Genomic DNA, 22323 nt, shown 5'->3' on the forward strand with positions numbered 1-22323 from the left:
GTAATGAACGACGACCCCGGCAGTACCAGCGGCCCGGCCCATCGCACCTGGTGGGATCGACTGGGCCACCTGTTTTCCGGCGAGCCGCGCAACCGCGCGGAACTAATCGACGAGCTGCGCACCGCCCAGGTCAACGGCCTGCTCGGCGCCGACACCCTGCCCATGCTGGAAGGCGCGCTCAAGGTCACCGAACTGAGCGTGGACGACGTGATGGTGCCGCGCGTGCAGATCGTGATGATCGCCGCCGACGCGCCGCTCCAGGACATCCTCGCGGCGGTGGTCGAATCCGGCCACTCGCGCTTCCCCGTGCACGGCGAGGACAAGGACGAGATCCTCGGCATCCTGCTGGCCAAGGACCTGCTGAAATACTTCGGCAACGGCGCCGACTTCGACATCCGCGCGATCCTGCGGCCCGCCGTGCTGATCCCCGAATCGATGCGCCTCAACGTGCTGCTGGCCGAGTTCCGCCGCAGCCGCAACCACATGGCGCTGGTGGTGGACGAGTACGGCGGCGTGGCCGGCCTGATCACCATCGAGGACGTGCTGGAGCAGATCGTCGGCGAGATCGACGACGAGCACGACGACGAGGAGGAGCCGGCGCTGATCCACGCCCAGGCCGATGGCTCGTGGCTGGTCAGCGCGCTCACCCCGATCGAGGACTTCAACGAGGAAGTGGGCGCGGCGTTCCCCGACGAGGAATTCGACACCATCGGCGGCCTGATCACCGCCGAGTTCGGCCACCTGCCCGAGGCAGGCGAGGAAGCCGGCGCCGGCGAATTCCTGTTCCACGTCACCGAAGCCGACGACCGCCGCGTGCAGCAGTTCCGCGTGACGCGCCGCGAAGCCTGAGAATGGCGGCGCGGCCCGCAGGAGCGGCTTCAGCCGCGATGCTCTCGTCCCTTGCACCACCACGCAAAAGGCATCGCGGCTGAAGCCGCTCCTGCCGGACAGCCGGATTACCCCATGCGCCCGATCCTACGCATTTTTCTGTCACTGACCGTGCTGCTGGCGTGCGTAATGCCGCACGCCCACGCCAGCGTCGCCAATGCCCCCGGCGCAAACCTGGAAGTCGCACTGGTCACCTACGGCCCGGGCGACGTCTACTGGGAACGCTTCGGCCACGACGCACTGGAACTGCGCGATACCGTCAGCGGCGAGGCGGTGAACTTCAACTACGGCGTGTTCGACTTCAACGAGAAGAATTTCTTCCTCAACTTCGCACGCGGCCGCATGCACTACCTGATGGACGCCGAGCCCACCGGCGACGAGGAGGGCTACTACGTGCAGGTGGGCCGCTCGATCACCCGCCAGCGCCTCGCGCTCACGCCCGCACAGGCCGCCGCGCTGCGCGATTTCCTGTTCTGGAACCTGCGCCCCGAGAACGCCGGCTACAACTACGACTACTACGTCGACAACTGCACCACCCGCGTGCGCGACGCGCTGGACAAGGCGTTGGGCGGCATCATCAAGGCGCATCTCGCCGCGCAGGCCGGCGGCATGAGCTACCGCCAGCAGACCGACCGCCTGATGAGCGCGCAACCCTGGCTGATGCTGCTGCTCGACCTCGGTCTCGGCCCCTACGCCGACCAGCCGATGAATGCCTGGAGCGAAAGCTTCCTGCCCTACGAGCTGCAGGCGAACCTGCGCCGCATCCGCGTGCCCGACGGCCACGGCGGCACGCAGCCGCTGGTACAGGACGAACAACTGCTCTCGCCCAACCGCCTGTCGGTGCCACCGGCGCAGGCGCCGGATCTGCGCCGGCCGCTGGGCGCGGCCGGGCTCGCCTTCGCCCTCCTGCTCGTGGCGACCGCGCGCCGTGCGCGACGCGTCCACGCCCTGTTGGCAACGCTGTACCTGATCGCCGCCGGACTCGCCGGCCTGCTGCTGCTGGTGCTGTGGACGCTCACCAGCCACCACTCCGCGTGGGCCAACGCCAACCTGCTGCTGTTCAGCCCGCTCGCCTTCCTGCTGCTGCGCACGTCATGGCGCGCGCGTCGCGGCCTTGCGCCCACGCGTTTCGCCAATGGGGTGGTGGTGCTGCAACTGCTCGCCGCGCTGGCCGCCGTGCTGCTGCACCTGCTCCCCGGCACCGTGCAGCAGAACCAGCCGTGGATCCTGTTCGCGCTGCCGGTGTGGCTGGCATTGGCGTGGAGCTTGCGGCAGGCGGCTCCTCCAGCTTCATTCGCCGGAGCGGCTTCAGCCCGGGGATGAGGGTTCGTTCATTGCCCGGCATCGACCGGCACGGCATCATGCAGGCATGATCGCGTCGACGTCCGCCGTGCCCGCACCCTCCGACTCCGCCATGGTGGTCAACTGCGTCGCCTACCGCAGCGACGGCAGGCGCATCGGCGACGTGGGCATCGATGCGATCAGCGACGTGCTCAAGGAACCGGACACCTTCGTCTGGGTCGGCCTGCACGAACCGGATGCCGCCCTGCTGCTGAAACTGCAGGAGGAATTCGGGCTGCACGACCTCGCCATCGAGGACGCGCAAGGTACCGCCCACCAGCGCACCAAGATCGAGTCATACGGCAATTCGCTGTTCATCGTGGTGCAGACCGCCCAGCTGGACGGCGGCCACATCGCGTTCGGCGAGACGCACATCTTCCTCGGCCCGCGCTACCTGGTCACCGTGCGCCACGGCGCCTCGCTCTCGTACGCGCCGGCGCGGCGCAGCTGCGAACACTCGCCCAACCTGCTCTCGCTGGGGCCGAGCTACGGCCTGTATGCCGTGCTCGACTTCATCGTCGACAACCTGCTGCCGATCGTGCGCGACTTCCGCGAGGAGCTGCAGAACCTGGAGCAGGACATCTTCGCCGCCAGCTTCAACCGCGACACGGTGCGCCGGCTGTACGACATGCAGCGCGACCTGATGACGCTGCGCCTCGCGGTGTCGCCGCTGCAGGACGTGATCAGCCAGCTCGTGCGGCTGCACCCGCAGCTGATCCCGGACGAGCTGCGGCTCTACTTCCGCGACGTGCACGACCACGTGACGCGCGTCAACGACACCATCAACGCCATGCGTGAAATGCTCACCGCGGCGATCAACGTGAACCTCTCCCTGGTCACCTTCGGCCAGAACGAGGTGATGAAGAAACTCGCCGGCTGGGCCGCGATGCTCGCCGCCCCCACCCTCATCACCAGCTGGTACGGCATGAACTTCCAGCACATGCCCGAGCTGGACAAGCCATGGAGCTACCCACTCATCATCGGCGTGGTGGTTTGCGTGGTGGGTGGCATCTATATCGGGTTGAAGCGGGCCAAGTGGTTGTAGGGGTGCCACTCGTCCGGCCTCCCCTGCAAGCAGGGGGAGGAGAGGCGCGAAGCCTCATGCGAGGAAAAGCGAAGCAACAACACCACGCGGCCGACCCCTTCCTGCCTGCAGGAACAGTGCTCTCGCTCCCTCTCCCGCTTGCAGGGGAGGGTGGGGAGAAGGGCGCTCTTCACTCTTCCCGCGACTCCAGATATCGCCACACCTCCTCCAGTACGGCATCCGTGCGCAGCAACACGTCGTCATTCCAGAAGCGCAGCACGCGATAGCCCGATGCCTCGATGGCACGCGTGCGCTCCGCGTCGTAGCCCACCGCGTCGAGATGCTGCCCGCCATCCAGCTCCAGCACGAGCCGGGCCGGGATGCAGGCGAAATCCACGATGTAGCCCGCGAGCGGATATTGCCGGCGAAATTTGAGGCCAGCGAGCTGCTCGCCACGTAGATGGCGCCATAGGTGCCGTTCGGCGTCGGTGGCGGCATTGCGCAGCTGGCGTGCACGTTCCCATTTCCGTTGCATGGGCAGTCCTTGCCATGGGCGAGCGAGAAGCTTTACCCCCTCCCGCCCTCCCCCTGCAAGCAGGGGGAGGAGATGGCGTGATCCCCGCAAGCAGGGGGAGGAGATGGCGTGATCCCCGCAAGCAGGGGAAGGGGGTGGCGTGCGTACTGCTTGCAGGAGGCTGATGCTCCGCTTTTACTCCCTCCCCTGCCTGCAGGGGAGGGTTGGGGTGGGGTGCCTTCGCTTATTGCTTGGCCGCTGGCTCCGCCGTCCACTGCTTCAGCCATGCATTCACCGTGTCGTGCCACAGCACGCTGTTGTGCGGCTTCAGCACCCAGTGGTTCTCGTCCGGGAAGGTGAGGAACTCGCTGGGGATGCCGCGTCGCTGCATCGCGGTGAACGCACCCAGGCCCTGGGTGATGGGAATGCGGAAGTCATGGCCCGAATGCACCACCAGCATCGGCACGCGCCAGTCCTTGACGTGGTCGAGCGGGTTGAACTTCTCGTAGTTCGCGGGCACCTCGAACTGCGGACCGCCGTTCTCGTGTTCCTCGAACCACAGCTCCTCGGTGGCGTAGTACATCATGCGCGCGTCGAACACGCCGTCATGGTCGACGAGGCACTTCCACGGCTGGTTCCACACGCCGGCGATCCAGTAGGTCATGTAGCCGCCGTAGCTGGCGCCCAGCGCGCAGGCGCGGTTGCCGTCGAGGAAGCTGTACTTGTCCAGCGCGGCCTGCCAGCCCAGTTTCAGATCCTGCAGCGGCTTGCCGCCCCAGTCGCCCGAGATGGAATCGGTGAACTTCTGGCCGTAGCCGGTGGAGCCGTGGAAATTGATGGTGACCACGGCGAAGCCCTGCCCCGCGTAGGTCTGCGGGTTCCAGCGGTAGCTCCAGCTGTTGGTCATCGCGCCCTGCGGCCCGCCGTGGATGATGAAGGCCACCGGGTACTTCCTGCCGGGCTCATAGCCCACCGGCTTCACCACGTAGCCCTGCACCGCCTCGTCGTTCCAGCCCTTGAAGGTGAAGAACTCGAAATCGCCTTCGCGCGCGTTCGCGAGCATCGCGGCGTTGTAGTGGGTGACCTGCCTGAGATCCTTGCCGTCGGCGTGCACGGTGTAGAGGTCCGCCGGGTGCTTCAGGTCGTCGCGCGCCAGCAGCAGGCGCGAGCCGGCCAGCGAATAGGCGCTCACTTCGCCGTTGCCCACCAGCTGCCGCACCTTGCCGCTCGCCGCATCCACCGCGAACAGCGGGTGCTGGCCATTGTCGTCGGCGGTGACGTAGAGCGTCCTGCCGTCGGCGGAAATGCCCATGCCGCCCGGCGAACGATCCCATTGCGGATCGACCTCGTGCTTCGCGCCGGTGGCGAGGTCCAGCGCCATGATGCCGAAGCGGTCCGCCTCGAAACCCGGCACCTTCATCGCCAGGTAGTACAGCGTCCTGCCGTCCGGCGAAGGCACCGGATACGCGTCCCACGCCTTGTTCCCGGCGGTGAGGTTCACCGGCGCGGCGGAGCCGTCGGCCGGCACCTTGTAGATGTCGAAGTTGGTCGACCACGGCTCGCCGTGGCCCGCGATGCGCACATCGAAATACACCGTCCTGCCGTCGGGCGAGAACGCGAACTCGCTGTCGTCGCCGAACGGCTTGCTGGGAATGTCGCCGTCGATGCCGCGCGAGAGCAAGGTCGGCTCGGCCGGCAACTGGCCGTTCGCACCGAAGCGCGCCAGGTAGAGCTGGTTGCGCGTGCCGTCGGCCCAGGTATCCCAGTGCCGCACGAACAGCTTCCTGTAGATCGTGCCGGTGGCCTTGTCCGCCGCGCGCCTGTCCTGCTTCCGCCTGGTGCAGGCCAGCGTGCCGCAGTCGGTGAACACCGCGTAGGAAAGCAGCACGCTCTTGCCATCCGGCGACAGCTTGTACGCCTGCACGTCCAGCACGCCATGGCTCACCTGCACCGGCGCCTTGTGGCCGGCGAGATCCAGCCCGCCCTCGCCCGCCGCGAAATCCAGCCGCCACAACTGCGCCACGCCATCGGCCGGCGCCACGTAGTAGACGCTCTTGCCATCCGGCGCCCAGCGCGGCGAGGAAGCACCCTTCGCCGCCACCGTCACCGGCCGGCCGTCATGCGACAGGTCCAGCACCGCGATCGCATTGACGCCCTTGTTCGCCGCGTAGTCCGTGCTGCGCACGCCGAACGCCGCATAGCGCCCGTCCTGGGACAGCTGCGGATCGCTCACCCGCTGCATCATCACCAGGTCGCGCACGTTGAACGGATGCGGCGCGTGGTCCACGGTGATCGCGGTATCCACCGGCGCCACCGTGTCGGTATCCGCCGCCAGCGCAGGCGACGCCGCCAGCGCCAGCAGCAGCGCGGCCGTCAGGGCCTTCTTCATGGTCGTTCCCCGGGGTGGTTGGCAATCGGGCAAGGTAAGCACACGAGGGGGATGGCGCAAGCCAAGGACCGTTGAAGGTCACCTCGAACCCGCTCGGGCAGCACCCCGGGCGGGGTCGCTCTCCGCCCCATGCCGGACGGCCCGCATCAACCCAATCGGCCGCAAGCTGACAATTTGCGTCACTTGCTGCCCCAATTGACCACGCCTCGCGAAGCATCCCGAGTGCCACCAGGCGCACGGAATCCAGTCCTCGCACTACCGGTGGCGGCCTTTCGTGACCGCATGCACAACACACAAGCGCCGCGACATGAGGCAATATGCCCGCGGTGGTCGTGGCATGCTCAATGCTTCGATTCCGCCAGCTTCCTGGTCGTTCCTGACCATGTCGTGATGGGGTTCGATCCCGCCTAGGGGGTATCGGGGCCGGAACCCAGGGGGCCACAACAGCTAGCTAGCCAACAGAGGAACCACCATGAAGACCATGCAAAAAGGCTTCACCCTGATCGAACTGATGATCGTGGTCGCGATCATCGCGATCCTGGCGGCCATCGCCGTGCCGGCCTACCAGAACTACATCATCCGCTCCAAGGTGACAGAGGCGCTGTCCGCCATCGACATGGCACGCACCGCCGTGGCAGAAACGGTCCAGTCGACCGGTGCCGTCCCCGGTTCAAACACTTCGGCCGGCCTGCCGGCCACAGCAGCGAGCGTAGCCTCTCAATATGTTTCCAACTTGCAAGTCACCGCGAACGGTGTCATCACCGCCACGGTCACCGGCACGAACAGCGAAGCAGATACCAAGACCGTCGTCTTCACGCCGTATTCCAACGGCGCTGCCCTTGCCGCCGGCACCCAGGTCACCGGCCCGATCACCTGGAAGTGCGCTGGTGGCACGGTGCCGACCAAGTACCTCCCGGCCAGCTGCCGCTGATCGTTGTCACACCGTAATACCTCGAGGGGCCGCATTTTTGCGGCCCTTCTTTTTGCGAGCGAAACGCAGTGCCGGAGGTGAAGGATGGAACCCCTGCCATGCCGACCGTTTCGCTAACATGTTGTCATTCGCTTGCCGGATCACCCCGATGCACATGAATGAACGCACTCGCCCATGGTTGCCCTGGCTGATGCTGGCGCTTGCCGTTGCCGCCACAGCGGCCGTGTACTGGTCGGGGCTGTCCGGCGACTGGCTGTTCGACGATTACCCCAACATCGTGGACAACCTCGGCGTGCAACCGACCCATGCGGATCTTGCCTCGCTGGTGAATGCAGCGTTGTCGTCACCCGCCAGCGAGTTCAAGCGGCCGCTGGCATCGTTGAGCTTCGCGCTCAACTACCTCGCCGGCGGGCTCAATCCATTCGGCTGGAAGCTGACCAACCTGGTCATCCACCTGCTGAACGGGCTGCTGGTTTTTGTGCTGGCGCGGCTGTTGGTCGCCGCAGCCAACGCGCCCACCCAGAGAGGCCCCAGTCGCAATTCTTCTGCAGTCGCTGTCGAAGCTTCCGTAGCGGGCGTGACCGCAGCACTGATCGCCGCATGCTGGATGCTGCTGCCGATCAACCTCACCGGCGTGCTGTACGTGGTGCAGCGCGAAGAGAGCATGGCGAACCTGTTCGTGCTCGCAGGGCTGATCGGCTATGTAGTGGCACGTTGCCGCATGACGGCTCCGGTGGCGCCGCCGTCAACCTCCAAAGGAAGGCGGTGGCGCGAATTCTGGCTGTGCGCTCTCAGCATCACCGTTCCGGCCGCCGTGGGCGTGCTGGCCAAGGAAACGGCGGTGATGCTGCCGCTCTACGCGCTGCTCGTCGAATGGGCACTGTTTCGCTTCAGTACCAGCAACAGCACTGCACCCGACCGCCGCATCATTGCTCTGTTCGTACTTGTGCTGGCGCTGCCCATGGTCGTCGGGCTTGCATGGCTGCTACCTGGCGTGCTGAATCCGGCGGCCTGGGCCACCCGCGATTTCACGCTAGGCACGCGACTGCTCAGCGAGACACGCGTCGTGGTCGGCTACCTAGTCGACACCTTGCTGCCCACGCCGCAAGCGCTTTCGTTCTACCACGACAACTTCCGCATCTCGAATGGCTTGCTTGCACCGTGGACTACGCTTGCCAGCATCATCACTTTGATTGCACTGGTTGCCGCGGCCGCATGGCTGCGCCCACGGCAACCATTGGCGGCGCTCGGCATTGCACTTTTTCTCGGCTGCCAATCGCTCACCGGCACCATCCTGCCGCTGGAACTGATCTACGAGCATCGCAACTATTTCGCCAGCTTCGGGTTGATGTTGGCACTTGTACCGTTGCTGGTTGTGCGCGCGGGACAGCCCATGCTGCTGTCGCGCCGCTTATTGCTGGGTGGCTTGCTGCTGCTGTGGGCAAGCGAAACGGCGATGACTGCGACTGCATGGGGCAATCCGCTGCTGCTCGCCGAAACCTTGGCTGCGCGCGCACCCGATTCGCCGCGTGCCCAATACGAACTGGGCCGCACCTGCATCATCTACTCGCATTACGACCCAGCCTCCCCCTTCACCAAGCTGGCCTATGCTCCGCTGGAACGCGCCGCCGCTCTGCCCGATGCATCGATACTCCCAGAGCAGGCGCTGATTTTCATGAACTCGCGCATGCACCTGCCGATCAAGGATGCGTGGTGGAACAGCCTGATCGGCAAGCTCAAGGCACACAAGCCGGGAGTCCAGGACGAAAGCTCGCTTGCGGCATTGACCAAGTGTGTGCAGGACAACCTGTGCAATCTGCCAATCAACCGCATGGTGGACGCCTTCCTGGCCGCACTTTCGCACCCAAATCCTGATGGCCGCCTGCTTGCCAACTACGGTGATTATGGCTGGAACGTGCTCGGTGACAGGGACCTTGGTCTGCGGATGACCGAGGAAGCCGTCAAGGCCGCCCCTGCCGAGCCAGCCTATCGCATCACCTTGGTACGGATGTTCGCGGCTCTCGGCAGGAAGGACGACGCGCTCGATGCCATCAAGCACCTTGAACCCTTGAATTATGGCGGTCGCCTCAACAGCACGCTGGCACAGTTGCGCACACTTCCCGGGCTGCAGTGAACCACGCCGCCGCCACTGCGTCTTATCCAGATCCAGCGATCATGCGAGTCCTGCTACTCAGTACGTCTTATCCCTGCGACGAGTCGGACTGGCGCGGCGTATTCATTCGTCACATGGTCAACGCCCTGGCACGATCCGACGATGTTCGGCTGAGCGTATGGGCCCCGCCGGGGAAATTGCCCGCCACCGTGCAATCAGTCACGACAGAAATGGAAAGGCACTGGCTTGCGCGACTCATGTCATCCGGTGGCATTTCGCATCTCATGCGGCAAGGACGCGCCAAGGATTTCCTGGCACCCGTCGCCCTGCTGCGCATGTTGGCCTCGGCTTATCGCCGGAATCCGGCCACCGATGTCTACCATGTCAACTGGCTTCAGTGCGCACTGCCATTGCCTGAGGATGGCAAGCCCGCGCTGATTACCGTGTTGGGCAATGATCTCAAGCTATTGCGACTTCCTCTCATGCGCCGGGCGCTGCGCCGGACCATGCGCCGGCGCAAGGTGACCATCTGTCCGAATGCGGAATGGATGGTGGAGCCGCTGCAAGCAGCATTTGGCGATATCGCCGAAGTGGTGCCGGTTTCCTTCGGTATCGATCCACGCTGGTATGCCATAGATCGGAATATCCATGCGCAACCTGTCAAATGCTGGCTGGCCGTGACTCGTCTGACTGAAGACAAGCTCGGCCCGCTCTTCGAATGGTCCAGAGAGCATTTCCAAGGTGCAGAGCGCGAACTGCACCTGTTCGGCCCCATGCAGGAGAACATGGAGATACCGAACTGGGTGCACTATCACGGCGCAGCGACGCCGGAGCAGTTGGCCGCCGAGTGGTTCCCGCATGCCTGCGGCCTCATCACGTTGAGCCGGCACGCGGAAGGGCGACCGCAAGTCATGCTTGAAGCCATGGCCGCAGGGTTGCCCATCATTGCTTCGCGCATGCCCGCACACGCTGGCATCGTGGATGACGAAGCAACCGGCATGCTTTGCGACGACTCGAACGAGTACGGCCACGCATTATGTCGGCTGGAGGACACCGACACCAATCGCCGATTCGGCGAAGCTGCACGCAATTGGGCGTTGCGCGAATTCGGCACTTGGGACGACTGCGCCGGGCGCTACACTCGCATCTATCGAAAGCTGCTCGGGGACGACGGCATTGCGTGACTCCATCCTGATCTTCGGTGCAAGCGGCTTTGTCGGGTCCGCATTGACTCGCGCGCTCGCGGAGCTCGGCGAAAGGGTGATCGCGGTCAGCCGCCGGCCGCCGAACCTGCACATGGAGAACGTGGAGGTCGTCACCGGCGAATTGAGCCAGGCCGATCATTTCCTGCCCCTGCTCGAACGCAGCCGGGTGGTGGTTCACGCCGCCTCATGCTCGACACCTGGTAGCTCGGCGGGTCGTCCATTGGAAGAGTTGCAGAACAACCTGCATCCACTGCTGGCCATGCTGCAAGCCCTGCAATCCCTTCCCCGGACAGATCTGCTTTATCTGTCCTCCGGCGGCAGCCTTTACTGCACCGATCCCGGCGAGGTGGCGAGCGAGGGTTCCGCTATCCGCCCACGCTCCTATCACGGCGCAAGCAAGGTCGCCGCCGAGCATTTCATCAGCGCCTGGTGCAGCCAGTATCGTGGCCGGGCCACCATACTTCGACCATCCAACCTATATGGCCCCGGCCAGATGGAGCGCATGGGCTTCGGCATTATCCCGACCTGCATGGGCAAGATCAGACGCGGTGAAACATTGTCGGTGTGGGGTGATGGCACCTCGGTTCGCGACTATCTCTACATCGATGATTTCATCAAGTTGTGCGTCGCCGCGACAGAGCGGCCGATGCCAAACGGCTGCTTTCCCTACAACGCCGCCAGCGGCCAGGGCATCGGCCTCAACACCTTGCTCGACACCCTTGAGTTGGTTACCGGTCAGCATCTGCACCGGGATTACGATGCCAGTCGCGCCGTGGACGCTCCCCGCATCGTGATGAGCGCGAATTTGGCCAGGGAACAGTACGGGTGGAGTGCCACAACCTCCCTGCATGAAGGGTTGAAGAAGACATGGGCATGGTTCAATACCACGCAGCAGTGAATCGCCCGGAGGTTCCGATCTGCTCGGTATGCATTGCCAACTACAACGGTGCCGGGCTGCTCGCCGACTGCCTGGAATCCATATTGGCCCAGCAAGGCGACCACAGCATCGAAATCATTGTTCACGACGATGCATCGACAGATGATTCGATTGCCTTGTTGAAACAGCGCTATCCGCATGTCGAAGTAATCGCCAGCACACAAAACGTCGGCTTCTGTATTGGCAACAACCGCATGGTGGCACATGCACGAGGGCAGTATGTTCTCCTGCTCAACAACGATGCCGCGCTTGCACCCGACGCCATCTCGTGCCTGCTGGACGAAGCTGCACGAATCGGCGCGCAGGCAATCCTCACCCTGCCGCAACTGGACTGGGAAAATGGCACCCTGGTCGATCGAGGCTGCCTGCTTGATCCGTTCTGCAATCCCATTCCCAACCTCGATTCCAACAGGGATGAGGTTGCCTACGTCATTGGCGCATGCTTGTGGTGCCCGCGCGCAACATGGCACGAACTCGGCGGCTTTCCCGAGTGGATGGAATCGATCGGCGAAGACTTGTACCTGTGCGGGGTTGCACGTCTGCGCGGCATGCCTGTTCGCGCCTTGCGCAAAAGCCACTATCGCCACCGGCAGGGCGCAACCTTCGGCGGAAACCGCGCCGATGCAGGCCTCCGCACATCGATTCGCCGGCGCAGGCTGAGCGAGCGCAACAAGACGCGCGCGCTGATGGTCCTGACGCCGACCGTGCTGATGTGGCCGTTGCTCTTCGCGCATTTGATCGCGCTGATGCTCGAAAGTCTCGCGCTGTCGCTGGTGCGCCGCGACGGAGTATTGTTCAGCAAGGTGTACATGCCCGCCTTGCTGGTGCCATTCCGCGAATGGGCGGTGCTGCGCACGCGGCGCAACATGGTACAGGCCACGCGCCTGATCACGGCCGCACAATGGTTTTCGGCAGTGCGCTGGCGGTTGCGGAAAGTCGAGATGCTGCAGCGTCACGGCATGCCACACGTGTCCTGAGACTGGCGGCGGCGATTAACCCAACCGCCCATCTGGATACCAGGCAGCTCCACCATGCGATACGTCGCTTCGCATCCCACAAGCAGAACAGCGAGCAGTATCGCGACACACACGCACCAGCCTCCCAGGCCGCCGACGATCGGCACCAGCATCGAATACAAATTCTGCAAGCGCGAGCGCAGCAGCCAGATCACCAGCGGGTGCAGCAGATAGATGCTGTAGCTACGTTCACCGAGATAATGCATCAGCGGATTGCCGCGATGCGATTTCGCCACGCCACGCCATGTGCAAAGAAGTGCGAATGCGAGCCCCCAGATGATCTTGATCAGGGCCGCCCCTCCACGCAGCGGATACGATTCCGGCACGAGAAGCAGCCCTATGATGGCGGCAAGCGAGACGATCGGCGCGATCTGCCGAATCCGCCGACTTGCCGCGTGATCAGATAGCGCGATGCGATAAGCGAGGATGCCGAACGCAAAGAAGCACAAGTTCGATGGCACCATGAAGTTCGCCCAGCTGCCATACTCGCGGAACAACAGGATGCGATCCGCGCAAGTCGCAAGCATCGTAACAATAGACAAGACGATTGCAGCACGCATCGTACGCACGGTCAGTAGCAGCACCGGAAATATCGCGTAGAACAGCATTTCCACGCCAATGGTCCATCCCGCCGGCACCATGCCATCCTTTGGCAAGAATGCCGTGGTAAATGTCAGGTTCAAAAACACCTGCCACGGATCGACCACGCCGCCACTGGTCAGTCGCCAGCATACGACTAGCACCAGGATCAGATAGAACAGGGGTGCGATCCGCCAGAATCGTTTGATAAAGAAGGTCTTCGCCCATTGCGGTCGCCCGGTGTGGCGTTCGGTCGAATGCATCAGCGCAAACGCACTGAGTACGAAGAACAGGTACACGCCCTCGGCAAAATCGTTGGCCACGAAACGAAGCGATTCGGGCACCGGCACCGGCGTGAGTTGCGTGAAGTGGAACAGCACCACCGCCACCGCGGCAAGCCCACGCAAAGCGTGGATACCCGGAATCATGCGATCAACTGGCACAGTGCCCACGATGCGATCAACGGCAGCGCTCATCCCGCCTCCAACTTCGAGGCCGGCACGGCCTCCAGCACGATCTGGATCGCGAACAGACTCGGCCATACACGACCGAGAAAGCGCAGGGGCTCACGAATGAGCGCTGGATACTTGTGAAGCCCGACGTAGCCGTCGATTCGCACGACGCGCAGGCCCGCGCCTTCGATTAACGCGATCATCGAATCTTTCGTGAAGAAGCGCAGGTGCGTGCGATCAAGAATGCCGTAGTCCTTGTAGTCCCAGTGCCCCAACAAATGCGTGAGGCGATTGGCGGCGAAGGCGACGTTCGGCAACGACAGGATTGCGCGGCCATCAGGCTTCAAGCGCGGCACGAGGGCGGCAAGCGCGCACTCGGGATGAACGAGATGTTCGAGTACGTCGCCGAACAGCACGAAGTCGTAGGTTCGGCCGCCGGCTGGCGGCACGCCATCGTCGAGGTCTACGACATCAACGCGTCGATAGCCGGCCGCGCGTGCCGCTTCCGCTTGCGTCGCGTCGCGTTCGATGCCATCGACGATCGCTTGGCTCTCGCGCATCAACACGCGACCCAGCGTACCATTCCAACAACCGACGTCGAGCACCTCCGCTTGCGCCGTGTGCGCACGCACGGCGCGGACGAACACCGGATTTGCGTGGGCGTAGACATCGGTGATGGCCTCGCGCGTCATGCGCTCACCTTGCTCAGACCGAGCACCGTCGCGGTTGCATCGAGAAACGCGTAGCCGTGACGCTGATCCGGCTCGAGATGGCAACCTTCGGCCCACTCGTTCCAGGCATTGAGGAAAACGAGGCGCTGGTCGGGCACCCGCTCAGCCACACGCGACACAGCGTCATCGAGCCAGCGTGCATACTGCGCCGCATCGTGGTTTTCGATAATCGTCGCAGAAGTGCGGCGCACCGTGTTGTCCCAGCTGGGGAACACCACGGGGTACGTCGTGTCGTCCAGTGCGGGGCGAGCGACCGAGCGATCGACGTACGCGGCGTAGTCGACAATCGTGTTGAGGTTGCGCTTGCCGAGCCAACGGTTGTTGCGCAAGACGTCGTACCAAGATGTGGGCAGAACGCGCTGCAACAGCGACACCACATGACCTGTGGCGTTCTTCGCCGCAGGAAAATGCTTGCGATTGGGCTCGAACTCGACAACGCCATCGAACCCCTGCTCTTTCAGCGCAATGGCGTCGTGTGTCGAGAAGCCCGTGAGCACGCCGCAAAACCAGGGCTCCACACCGATCTTCTCCGCACATGCGTGTCGCCACTGCTGCAGCAGACGCGTGACATCTGGTATGTCTTCCGGTTGGTAGATCAGGAAAAGTGGATGCCCTCCAACTCGCACATAACGCGGATCGACGAATGCACGGCATAGCCAGTCGATGTGCACTGCATTGTCGGCATCGTCATAGTCCTGGAGCATCAACACATCGTGCTCGCGCCCGCTCCATGCGCGCGACCAAGTCTGGTTCCCCCAACACAGACAGAATGGAAAGTCGGGCTTGTGCGAGGCAAGGACCTCATCGAACGGTCGGTTCAGAAGCCGCTTGCCGCGAAACCAGTAGTGGTAATAGCAGAACGCCTCGATGCCAGCCGCGCGCGCCATATCGACCTGCTGCTGCCGGGTCTCCGCGACACGCAGATCGTAGAAGCCGAGATCCGACGGCAGGTGTGGCTGACCGTGCCCATTGAAGCGCGGTGTACCGGTGACGACATTGGTCCACTCGGTAAAACCCTTGCCCCACCACTCATCATTTTCCGGAATTGGATGAAACTGTGGCAAGTAAAACGCGATCGCGCGAGCGCGCGGAGCAGCACCACCAATGTCGGCATTCAGCGTCACCCATGTACCTCCCCTGCGTGCACGACCTGCAGGTTCGGTAGCGGGAACACGAGCGCACGTCCGGCATATACCGGATTGGCGAGAAAATGGCGCCGAAAATGCCACGGCAGCACCAGGAAATAATCGTACCTATGCGCCAGTACTTCGATTTCGTTTTGGATAGGAAGGAAGGTTCCCGGCGTCATCGCACCGAATTTATCTGGATTCACTTCACCAACTTCGGCGATATCGTTGATGGTAATGCCGCAGTACTGCAGCAATACGTTGCCCTTCGTCGATGCGCCAAGCGCGGCGACCGTCTTGCCTTCGGCCTTGGCCTTTGCCAAGAACGTACGCAAGCCATCACGCGATTCCATCGTACGGCGAGCGAAGTCCTCGAATGGCGCGAGCACGTCGAGCCCGCGCGCCTGCTCTTCGGCAAGGATACGTTTGATCTCGGGGCTTTCCCGCATGCCGGATGTCGACTTGGCCACGGTCACCGAGAAGCTTCCACCGTTGACGTCATTGAACTCGATGTCGACGATCGTGAAGCCGACGCGATCCGCCATCCACTTCACCTGCTTCAGCGCGTAGTACTCCAGATGCTCATGGCAGACAGTGTCATAAGACAGTGAATCGAGCATCGCTGGCATGTAGCTCTGCTCGAACACCCACACGCCGTCGTCGGAGAGAACATCATGCACGTCCTGCATAAAAACCATCGGCGACTCGAGGTCATAGAGCATCGAGAACGAGGTCAGCACGCGGACGCGCTTGCCAGGCCGCACTTTTCGCAACGTGCCGGCCGTGAAGAAATCAGCGCACAAATCGACGTGCGGCTTGTAATACTCACGAAACTTCGCGCCAGTGGGATCGATACCGAGAAGATCGGCGCCAAGCGATTCCGGATACGCACCAAGCGTCGTGCCATCATTTGCACCAACATCGACGACGAGATCGCCCGCACGTAACGACACCAGGCCGAGCACATGCTCGACCTTCGCATGCAGGTGTTGCACCATGCTCGCGTTGAGTCCGGATCGGTAACCATAGTTATCACCGTACATCTCGCCGAGATCGTAGGAATGCCCGAGTTGCAGCAATCCGCACGCTTCATCTCCCATGCATTTCACCAGCTTCAACGGGCCGGTGGTCACCCGCACATCACGCGAGCGTGGGAACACACCGGTCAGCATCTGTTCGCCGAGATCGAGAACCTGCTCAAGGCGGGTGTTGCCGCAAATGCGACAACGATTGATGGCTTGCATCATGACATCGAATCCTTGGGATCGAGGGAAGCGATCGACGCGTCGACCATCAGGTGCACCAGCGTCTCGAAATCCGTCGTCGGTCGCCATCCGAGGCGATCGCGGGTCTTCGTAGCGCTGCCCACCAGAGGACCGCGGGTATCGCGTCGCAGATCGGCAACGCTTTCCACGACCCAATCGCGATAGTCGAGACCTACGTGCGAGAACGCAACCTCGCAGAATTCACGCACCGAATGCAATATACCCGTGGCAACGACGTAGTCATCAGCCACGTCATGGGCGAGCATCAATCGCATTGCCTGCACGTAATCGGGGGCATAGCCCCAGTCCCGCCGCGCCTCGAGATTGCCCAGATGCAAGGGCTCCCTGCGGCCAGCCTGGATGCGTGCAACCGCATCGGCGATTTTGCGGGTAACGAAGGCTGATCCTCGGCGTGGGCTCTCGTGGTTATAAAGGATCGCGGAACAAGCGAACACGCCATGCCGTTCCCGATAAGCGCGCACTGTGGTATGCGCGAACAGCTTCGCTGCACCGTAAGGACTTTGAGGCCTGAAAGGTGTGGTCTCGTCCTGGGGCGCGTCGGTGGTATCGCCGAACATTTCGCTGCTCGACGCCTGACAGAAACGGATCGAACCGCCGGTCTCCGCGATCGCTTGCAGCATTCGGGCTACGGCGATTCCGTTGAACTCGCCAATTGCCACCGCATCATCGTACATACCCGCGCCGGTGGAGAACGCCGCAAAATTGTAAAATTCGAGAGGTTGAAGCGTGTGCAGCAGGCTGCGCAAAGCGGCGATATCAACGAAATCCCATTCAGCGATCTCGATGCCTTCGACGCGATGTACAGGCGCCGCGCGCCCTTGGCGCAGCAGCCCGATGACCCGACGCCCTTCCCCGCGTAGTTGCTCGGCAAGATAGCTGCCATCTTGCCCGCTGATGCCAGTGATGAGAACCGTGTTCACCTTAATAACCCACCAACCGTGCGACGGTACGTGCGACAAACGTCGCATGCGGACTGCGCGAGAGATCGTAGATGTTCATGCGTGCGTGGCGAGCAAACAGGCCGCAGTAGAGACTCGACACCGCGTTGGCAAGAACCGCTGGAGCACCCGCTATGCCGTACGACAACGCGCGCTTGAACAATGTCATCGGCCTCTCGACAAGGTAGCGTTGGTACTCTGCACGCGCATAACCACCGACGCTTCGGTAAAGCCACAGCTTACGAAGTTGTCGCCAAGGCTCCCGAGCGCAGATGCGCGACTTCGCCTGTGCCGACACGCTATCGAAGGACCACACTAAAGAGGGCCATTTGAACATCCATATCTCGAAGCCGCGGGGGGTCCACATCGCGTTGCCGTAACGGATCGAGATGAGCGGCTCAGCAATTAAACGCGTGCGGGGCGTGCGCCCCTGGAAGATCACTCCGACATGGATGAACAACGATCCGTAATAGGAGGCTCGATCACGCGACTGCCAGAAGCTGCGCAGCATGACAACACACCCGATGAAACTGAGGGCATGCGCTGTATCAACAAGCAACCGGTCCGCATCTTCGGGGGCGTATTCCGTGTCTACATGCTTGGCGACCAACGCATTACGCAGAGCGGCACCGAAATCCACGGTGCGCACTTCCGTGTTGATGACGACGAGCTCGACGCGACCATCCAATGCGGCGAGCACGCGATCGATGGCACCCGGCCTGAGCAGGTCGTCATCGGTCATCAGCCAGCAATATTCGCCATGGGCATGGTCAACAGCCTTGTCATAATCCTGGTCAACTCCGGAGTTGACCGGAAGCCGAATGTAACGCACACGCGGATCCGACTCGGCGTACCGACCCACGATCTCGGCAGTATTGTCCTTCGAAGCTCCATCAACGATCACGACTTCGACATCATCGTGCAACTGGCAAACGATCGTGTCCAGCGTCTCACCGATGAACGCACCGCGATTCAACGTCGCAATGCAGATGGACAAACGTGGCTGCATCAGGCGCTCCTGACAGGCATATTCGGCACGAACGCCTGAACTTGTACCAATAATGACTCATCGGGAACGAGCGCGAATCCGTTCCAGCTAAGGCTTGGGAAATCCCATGCACACAAATTCCGCAGGTCAGCGTTTTGCAACGATATCGAAGCCTCCCCCTTCGCGTTCGCGAACGCGTGGGAAACGTACCGGCAGTTTTCGTAGCCAATCAGATTGTCGGTAACACTTCCCAATATGGTCACACCCTCATATTCCAGTTATGAAAGTCAGCGCCCGACAGGTGTGCGACGGCCGATCGCCATATCCACAACACGTCGAAGCTCTCCGGAAGAGAAACTGCCGGCAAACCCCAGTACGATCCCGGTCGATGCCGCGATCACACCGCACCCCAAGGACATCCATGGTGCGACGGCGAGCGTGCGACATACCCACGCACCGAGCAAGGCCGGCGCAAACGTGGCGATCAATGGTATCGATACGCTGCGCTTGAGCCACAGCCAACCCGCGAATCCCATCACCTCGCGGCCCGTCAGCCATGTCCCGATGAACAGGTAGAGGGCATTGAGTATCGCCCAACTCACCGCGCCGCCGATCGCACCGTATTTGATTGCGAGCGCTATCACCATAGGAACGGTTATCACCAGCAAGCCCGCGGCGATGAGAAACGCCAGTTTCGGTTTCCCTGCTGCGAGTTGCAGGCAATACGGGAAGACCATGATCCCGTTCAAGGCAGACCCGACGGCGAGCCAAGCCGCAAGTGGCGCGACGTCCGCGGCGACCTTGGCATCGCCAAGCCAAATTGTCACCATAGGTTCCGTCTGAAACACCACCGCGAATGCAAGCGCAAACAGTGAAGTAGAAAACAGCCGCGAAGCCGTGATGTAGAGGTACTCTAGCGATGACCGGTCCCCTTTCGCGATCAACGCTGAAAACTTCGGAAACAGCGTATTGAACGCTGGCGTCGTGAGAACTTGCAATCCACTGACGAGCAGCGCTGCCAGCATGTAATGCGCAAAGGACTCGAGCGTGACGACGCGACTCAACACGACCTTGTCGAATTGGGATACCAAAAGGCCGGCAATCACGACACCGCCCATCCATGCTGAGAAATGCCACACCCTCCGCAAATCACCGAAATCGTACGGCGCACCGAACTCACCTACGGCTCTCCACGCCAGTCCACGCAACACGAGCACCTGCAGCAACCCGAAGGCTGCCTGCACAACGAAGAATGCCTGGATGCTTCTAGCACCCCACGCAAGGACCGCGATCGTCGTGATTGCTGCGCAGATGTTGGTCGCCATGCTCGTCGCAGCTGAATGTGCAAGCCGATGCGCGCCAATCAGCGCCCCCTGGTAGAGACTGATGGGCCAACGGCAAGCGAGGTTCACACCCATCAGAGTGACAGCTTGCGTAACGGTCGATTCCGACAACGTTTTCGCGTGCAGCCAATCGGCACCAATCCACGGCGCGATCAGCGCAATGAGGGCGACGATCACGACAGCAACGCTGACATAGACCACACCCAACGTGCGCAACAACGATGCCGAACGCCGCTGCTGTCCCGTTTCCGCACCGTGTGCGATTTCGCGACTGACCGTTGGCGCGAGGCCCAGATCGAGCGCCAGCAGCACCGTCTGCAGTGTCGCGTAGAACCCGATCAGGCCATATGCCTCCATGCCGAGAAAACGCACGTAAAACGGTAGCGCGATGAGGCTGACCAACACGACAACGGTTGAGTTGGCCATCGCCGCAGCCATGTTCCACGCTAGGCGCATGCACGTTACTCGTTGAAGTCGTCAGCACGATAGCCGTGCCGCGTAATCAAGGCATCGCGCTGGGCAGCGCGCAGGTCGGTCTGCGCCATTTCGCGCACGAGTTCGTCGAAGCCAGTGGTCGGAAACCATCCGAGCTCACGCTGCGCCTTTGAAGCATCACCCAACAGGGTATCGACTTCCGTTGGACGGAAATAGCGCGGATCGACGGCGACAACCACCCGCCCTTGGTCATCCACGCCCTGTTCATCCAGGCCACTGCCCCGCCAAGTGAGGTCAATTTGCATCTCGCGAGCGGCCGCATTGACGAACTCGCGCACGCTGTATTGATGACCTGAGGCAATCACGTAGTCACCCGGCTGATCCTGCTGCAGGATCAGCCATTGCGCAACGATATAGTCGCGCGCATGCCCCCAGTCGCGCTTCGCATCCAGGTTTCCCAGATACAGGCACGATTGCAACCCGAGCTTGATACGCGCGAGGCCTCGGGTGATCTTTCGGGTGACGAAGTTCTCGCCACGCACCGGCGACTCGTGATTGAACAGGATGCCGTTGCTTGCATGGATGCCGTGTGCTTCCCGATAGTTCACGGTAATCCAGTACGCATACAACTTAGCCACCGCGTAAGGCGAGCGTGGATGAAACGGCGTGTTCTCGCCCTGCGGGGTTTCCTGCACCAGCCCATACATCTCGGAGGTCGATGCCTGATAGAAGCGGGTGCGCTGCTGCAGCCCGAGAATGCGAATGGCCTCCAGCAGGCGCAATGTGCCTAGCGCGTTGGTGTCCGCGGTGTATTCCGGCTGCTCGAAGGACACCGCCACGTGGCTTTGCGCTGCCAGGTTGTAAACCTCGTCCGGCTGCACCTGCTGCATGATGCGAATCAGGCTTGAAGAATCCGTGACGTCGCCATGATGCAAGAAAAAACGCACACCCGGGTCGTGCGGGTCACGGTACAGATGATCGATACGCTTGGTATTGAAAGAGGAGGCACGCCGCTTGATCCCATGAACCTCATATCCGCGATCAAGCAGAAATTCGGCCAGATAGGCCCCATCCTGACCGGTGATGCCGGTGATCAATGCGCGCTTTGTTGCAGGTCCCATTGACGGGCAATCCTTCTTAAATTGGGCCACCTTGGCCGCGTAACCATCATTGACTTTGCCGATAGATAAGGGAAGTTATCTGTTCCGATATCAACCCGATCAGAAATACGATTACTGATGCGCTCCACAACAAGGTACTGCCGTTGGTCAGGCGACCTTCGTGCTGGAAGGTCCAGGCATAATTTGCACAACCAAGCAGGAAGAACATCGCACTGGCTGGCACGAACAATTTGAGCGGCGAATACAGCGTGGCGATCTTGAAGATGATCAGCAAGAAACGCACACCATCGCGCAACGGCTTGATGTGACTCTTGCCCACTCGTTGCGCAGCCTTGATCGGCACATAAGCCACCGCATAGGCACTGCGAAAGAAAGCCATGGTGCTGGTGGTGGGATAGCTGAAGCCATTGGGCAACAAATGGAGGAACTCACGAAACTTGTCCGCGCGCGCGGCGCGGAAGCCGGAGGTGAGATCGGCCACGGCTTGGCCAGTCATGCGGGTGGCCAACCAGTTATAGAGCGTATTGGCAAGACCGCGGCCCACGCCGGCCTGACTGCCCCAGTCACGGGCGCCGACCACCATGTCGTAACCTTCGTCGAGTCGGGCCAGCAGGCGCGCGACGTCGGCTGGATCGTGCTGGCCATCGCCGTCCATGAAAACGAGGATGTCACCCTTGGCAGCGCGGGCACCGCGCTTGATCGCCGCGCCGTTGCCCATCGAGTACGGCGAACTGAGGCAATCCACGCCGGCTTCGGTGCAAACCCGGCGGGTATCGTCGGTGGAGCCGTCATCCACCACGATGATTTCGGCCCCGGAATAAGCAGCACGCAAACGCGGCAGCAAATCGGCAAGCGCAGGGGCTTCGTTCTTGGCAGGCAGGATGATGCTGAGGTGGTTCAACGGTCGGCTCCCCGAGTCATGGCGAATCATAACGTGAAGCAGACGTCACGACTGCGGCTCCGAT

At 62.2% G+C, this 22323-nt stretch carries 19 protein-coding genes; 8 read left to right on the forward strand and 11 right to left on the reverse strand.

Annotated elements, in window-relative coordinates:
• Positions 1-3: 3 nt before the first annotated feature.
• The 3 genes from ABQJ56_RS08320 to ABQJ56_RS08330 all read left to right on the forward strand — a co-directional run bounded on the left by ABQJ56_RS08320 (position 4) and on the right by ABQJ56_RS08330 (position 3274).
• Positions 4-849: a CorC family transporter gene (locus ABQJ56_RS08320; protein WP_367844539.1), complete on the forward strand. Its 846-nt coding sequence runs from the start codon at positions 4-6 to the stop codon at positions 847-849.
• Positions 850-963: 114 nt separating this feature from the next.
• The gene (locus tag ABQJ56_RS08325) at positions 964-2211 is read left to right on the forward strand and encodes a lipoprotein N-acyltransferase Lnb domain-containing protein (protein WP_367844540.1); all 1248 of its coding nucleotides are present in this window, start codon (positions 964-966) and stop codon (positions 2209-2211) included.
• A gap of 46 nt (positions 2212-2257) precedes the next feature.
• Positions 2258-3274: a magnesium and cobalt transport protein CorA gene (locus tag ABQJ56_RS08330; protein WP_367844541.1), complete on the forward strand. Its 1017-nt coding sequence runs from the start codon at positions 2258-2260 to the stop codon at positions 3272-3274.
• Between the two features lie 169 nt (positions 3275-3443).
• Here the strand turns inward: ABQJ56_RS08330 and ABQJ56_RS08335 are convergent, their stop codons facing one another.
• Positions 3444-3788: an endonuclease domain-containing protein gene (locus ABQJ56_RS08335; RefSeq protein WP_367844542.1), complete on the reverse strand. Its 345-nt coding sequence runs from the start codon at positions 3786-3788 to the stop codon at positions 3444-3446.
• 223 nt (positions 3789-4011) lie between these two features.
• Positions 4012-6156, reverse strand: a complete 2145-nt coding sequence (locus tag ABQJ56_RS08340) for a S9 family peptidase (protein ID WP_367844543.1) — start codon at positions 6154-6156, stop codon at positions 4012-4014.
• A gap of 481 nt (positions 6157-6637) precedes the next feature.
• Here ABQJ56_RS08340 and ABQJ56_RS08345 point away from each other — a divergent pair, with 481 nt between their 5' ends.
• The 5 genes from ABQJ56_RS08345 to ABQJ56_RS08365 all read left to right on the forward strand — a co-directional run bounded on the left by ABQJ56_RS08345 (position 6638) and on the right by ABQJ56_RS08365 (position 12319).
• Positions 6638-7087: a pilin gene (locus tag ABQJ56_RS08345; protein WP_437343407.1), complete on the forward strand. Its 450-nt coding sequence runs from the start codon at positions 6638-6640 to the stop codon at positions 7085-7087.
• Between the two features lie 154 nt (positions 7088-7241).
• Complete coding sequence (locus tag ABQJ56_RS08350; protein WP_367844545.1) at positions 7242-9221, forward strand: hypothetical protein; 1980 nt, start codon at positions 7242-7244, stop codon at positions 9219-9221.
• Positions 9222-9334: 113 nt separating this feature from the next.
• Positions 9335-10384, forward strand: a complete 1050-nt coding sequence (locus ABQJ56_RS08355; protein ID WP_367844546.1) for a glycosyltransferase family 4 protein — start codon at positions 9335-9337, stop codon at positions 10382-10384.
• Positions 10377-11303, forward strand: coding sequence for an NAD-dependent epimerase/dehydratase family protein (locus tag ABQJ56_RS08360; RefSeq protein ID WP_367844547.1), 927 nt, complete (start codon positions 10377-10379; stop codon positions 11301-11303). The genes ABQJ56_RS08355 and ABQJ56_RS08360 overlap by 8 nt, the downstream gene beginning before the upstream one ends.
• Positions 11273-12319: a glycosyltransferase family 2 protein gene (locus tag ABQJ56_RS08365; RefSeq protein ID WP_367844548.1), complete on the forward strand. Its 1047-nt coding sequence runs from the start codon at positions 11273-11275 to the stop codon at positions 12317-12319. The genes ABQJ56_RS08360 and ABQJ56_RS08365 overlap by 31 nt, the downstream gene beginning before the upstream one ends.
• On the opposite strand, the gene ABQJ56_RS08370 is transcribed toward ABQJ56_RS08365, so the two are convergent.
• The 9 genes from ABQJ56_RS08370 to ABQJ56_RS08410 all read right to left on the reverse strand — a co-directional run bounded on the left by ABQJ56_RS08370 (position 12295) and on the right by ABQJ56_RS08410 (position 22259).
• Positions 12295-13413, reverse strand: coding sequence for an acyltransferase family protein (locus ABQJ56_RS08370; protein WP_367844549.1), 1119 nt, complete (start codon positions 13411-13413; stop codon positions 12295-12297). The two genes, ABQJ56_RS08365 and ABQJ56_RS08370, sit on opposite strands and share 25 nt — an antisense overlap.
• Positions 13410-14081 (reverse strand): class I SAM-dependent methyltransferase, encoded by a 672-nt coding sequence (locus ABQJ56_RS08375; protein ID WP_367844550.1) that lies wholly within the window; start codon positions 14079-14081, stop codon positions 13410-13412. The genes ABQJ56_RS08370 and ABQJ56_RS08375 overlap by 4 nt, the downstream gene beginning before the upstream one ends.
• Positions 14078-15244 (reverse strand): glycoside hydrolase family 99-like domain-containing protein, encoded by a 1167-nt coding sequence (locus ABQJ56_RS08380; protein ID WP_367844551.1) that lies wholly within the window; start codon positions 15242-15244, stop codon positions 14078-14080. Before ABQJ56_RS08380 ends, ABQJ56_RS08375 begins: the two co-directional genes overlap by 4 nt.
• The gene (locus ABQJ56_RS08385; RefSeq protein WP_367844552.1) at positions 15241-16494 is read right to left on the reverse strand and encodes a class I SAM-dependent methyltransferase; all 1254 of its coding nucleotides are present in this window, start codon (positions 16492-16494) and stop codon (positions 15241-15243) included. Before ABQJ56_RS08385 ends, ABQJ56_RS08380 begins: the two co-directional genes overlap by 4 nt.
• Entirely contained in the window at positions 16491-17453 is a 963-nt protein-coding gene (locus tag ABQJ56_RS08390) for a GDP-mannose 4,6-dehydratase (RefSeq protein WP_367844553.1), read from the reverse strand. Before ABQJ56_RS08390 ends, ABQJ56_RS08385 begins: the two co-directional genes overlap by 4 nt.
• 1 nt (position 17454) lies before the next feature.
• Positions 17455-18480 (reverse strand): glycosyltransferase family 2 protein, encoded by a 1026-nt coding sequence (locus ABQJ56_RS08395; RefSeq protein ID WP_367844554.1) that lies wholly within the window; start codon positions 18478-18480, stop codon positions 17455-17457.
• A gap of 266 nt (positions 18481-18746) precedes the next feature.
• Positions 18747-20228, reverse strand: a complete 1482-nt coding sequence (locus tag ABQJ56_RS08400; RefSeq protein WP_367844555.1) for a lipopolysaccharide biosynthesis protein — start codon at positions 20226-20228, stop codon at positions 18747-18749.
• A gap of 35 nt (positions 20229-20263) precedes the next feature.
• The gene (gmd, locus tag ABQJ56_RS08405; RefSeq protein ID WP_367844556.1) at positions 20264-21358 is read right to left on the reverse strand and encodes a GDP-mannose 4,6-dehydratase; all 1095 of its coding nucleotides are present in this window, start codon (positions 21356-21358) and stop codon (positions 20264-20266) included.
• 46 nt (positions 21359-21404) lie between these two features.
• Positions 21405-22259 carry a glycosyltransferase family 2 protein gene (locus ABQJ56_RS08410; protein ID WP_367844557.1) on the reverse strand — a complete coding sequence of 285 codons (855 nt, stop codon included), beginning with the start codon at positions 22257-22259 and terminating at the stop codon, positions 21405-21407.
• Positions 22260-22323: the final 64 nt, after the last annotated feature.

Origin of the sequence: Rhodanobacter geophilus, from assembly GCF_040812275.1 — a bacterium.
Classification (GTDB): domain Bacteria; phylum Pseudomonadota; class Gammaproteobacteria; order Xanthomonadales; family Rhodanobacteraceae; genus Rhodanobacter_A; species Rhodanobacter_A geophilus.

Excerpts from the sequence above, each read along its gene's own strand:
- ABQJ56_RS08365 (WP_367844548.1), top strand. The coding sequence starts at position 11,273 with ATGGGCATGGTTCAATACCACGCAGCAGTGAATCGCCCGGAGGTTCCG.
- ABQJ56_RS08375 (WP_367844550.1), bottom strand. The coding sequence starts at position 14,081 with ATGACGCGCGAGGCCATCACCGATGTCTACGCCCACGCAAATCCGGTG.
- ABQJ56_RS08345 (WP_437343407.1), top strand. The coding sequence starts at position 6,638 with ATGCAAAAAGGCTTCACCCTGATCGAACTGATGATCGTGGTCGCGATC.
- ABQJ56_RS08395 (WP_367844554.1), bottom strand. The coding sequence starts at position 18,480 with ATGCAGCCACGTTTGTCCATCTGCATTGCGACGTTGAATCGCGGTGCG.
- ABQJ56_RS08350 (WP_367844545.1), top strand. The coding sequence starts at position 7,242 with ATGAATGAACGCACTCGCCCATGGTTGCCCTGGCTGATGCTGGCGCTT.
- ABQJ56_RS08340 (WP_367844543.1), bottom strand. The coding sequence starts at position 6,156 with ATGAAGAAGGCCCTGACGGCCGCGCTGCTGCTGGCGCTGGCGGCGTCG.
- ABQJ56_RS08370 (WP_367844549.1), bottom strand. The coding sequence starts at position 13,413 with ATGAGCGCTGCCGTTGATCGCATCGTGGGCACTGTGCCAGTTGATCGC.
- ABQJ56_RS08400 (WP_367844555.1), bottom strand. The coding sequence starts at position 20,228 with ATGGCCAACTCAACCGTTGTCGTGTTGGTCAGCCTCATCGCGCTACCG.
- ABQJ56_RS08385 (WP_367844552.1), bottom strand. The coding sequence starts at position 16,494 with ATGATGCAAGCCATCAATCGTTGTCGCATTTGCGGCAACACCCGCCTT.
- ABQJ56_RS08320 (WP_367844539.1), top strand. The coding sequence starts at position 4 with ATGAACGACGACCCCGGCAGTACCAGCGGCCCGGCCCATCGCACCTGG.
- ABQJ56_RS08335 (WP_367844542.1), bottom strand. The coding sequence starts at position 3,788 with ATGCAACGGAAATGGGAACGTGCACGCCAGCTGCGCAATGCCGCCACC.
- ABQJ56_RS08355 (WP_367844546.1), top strand. The coding sequence starts at position 9,335 with ATGGTCAACGCCCTGGCACGATCCGACGATGTTCGGCTGAGCGTATGG.
- gmd (WP_367844556.1), bottom strand. The coding sequence starts at position 21,358 with ATGGGACCTGCAACAAAGCGCGCATTGATCACCGGCATCACCGGTCAG.
- ABQJ56_RS08325 (WP_367844540.1), top strand. The coding sequence starts at position 964 with ATGCGCCCGATCCTACGCATTTTTCTGTCACTGACCGTGCTGCTGGCG.
- ABQJ56_RS08330 (WP_367844541.1), top strand. The coding sequence starts at position 2,258 with ATGATCGCGTCGACGTCCGCCGTGCCCGCACCCTCCGACTCCGCCATG.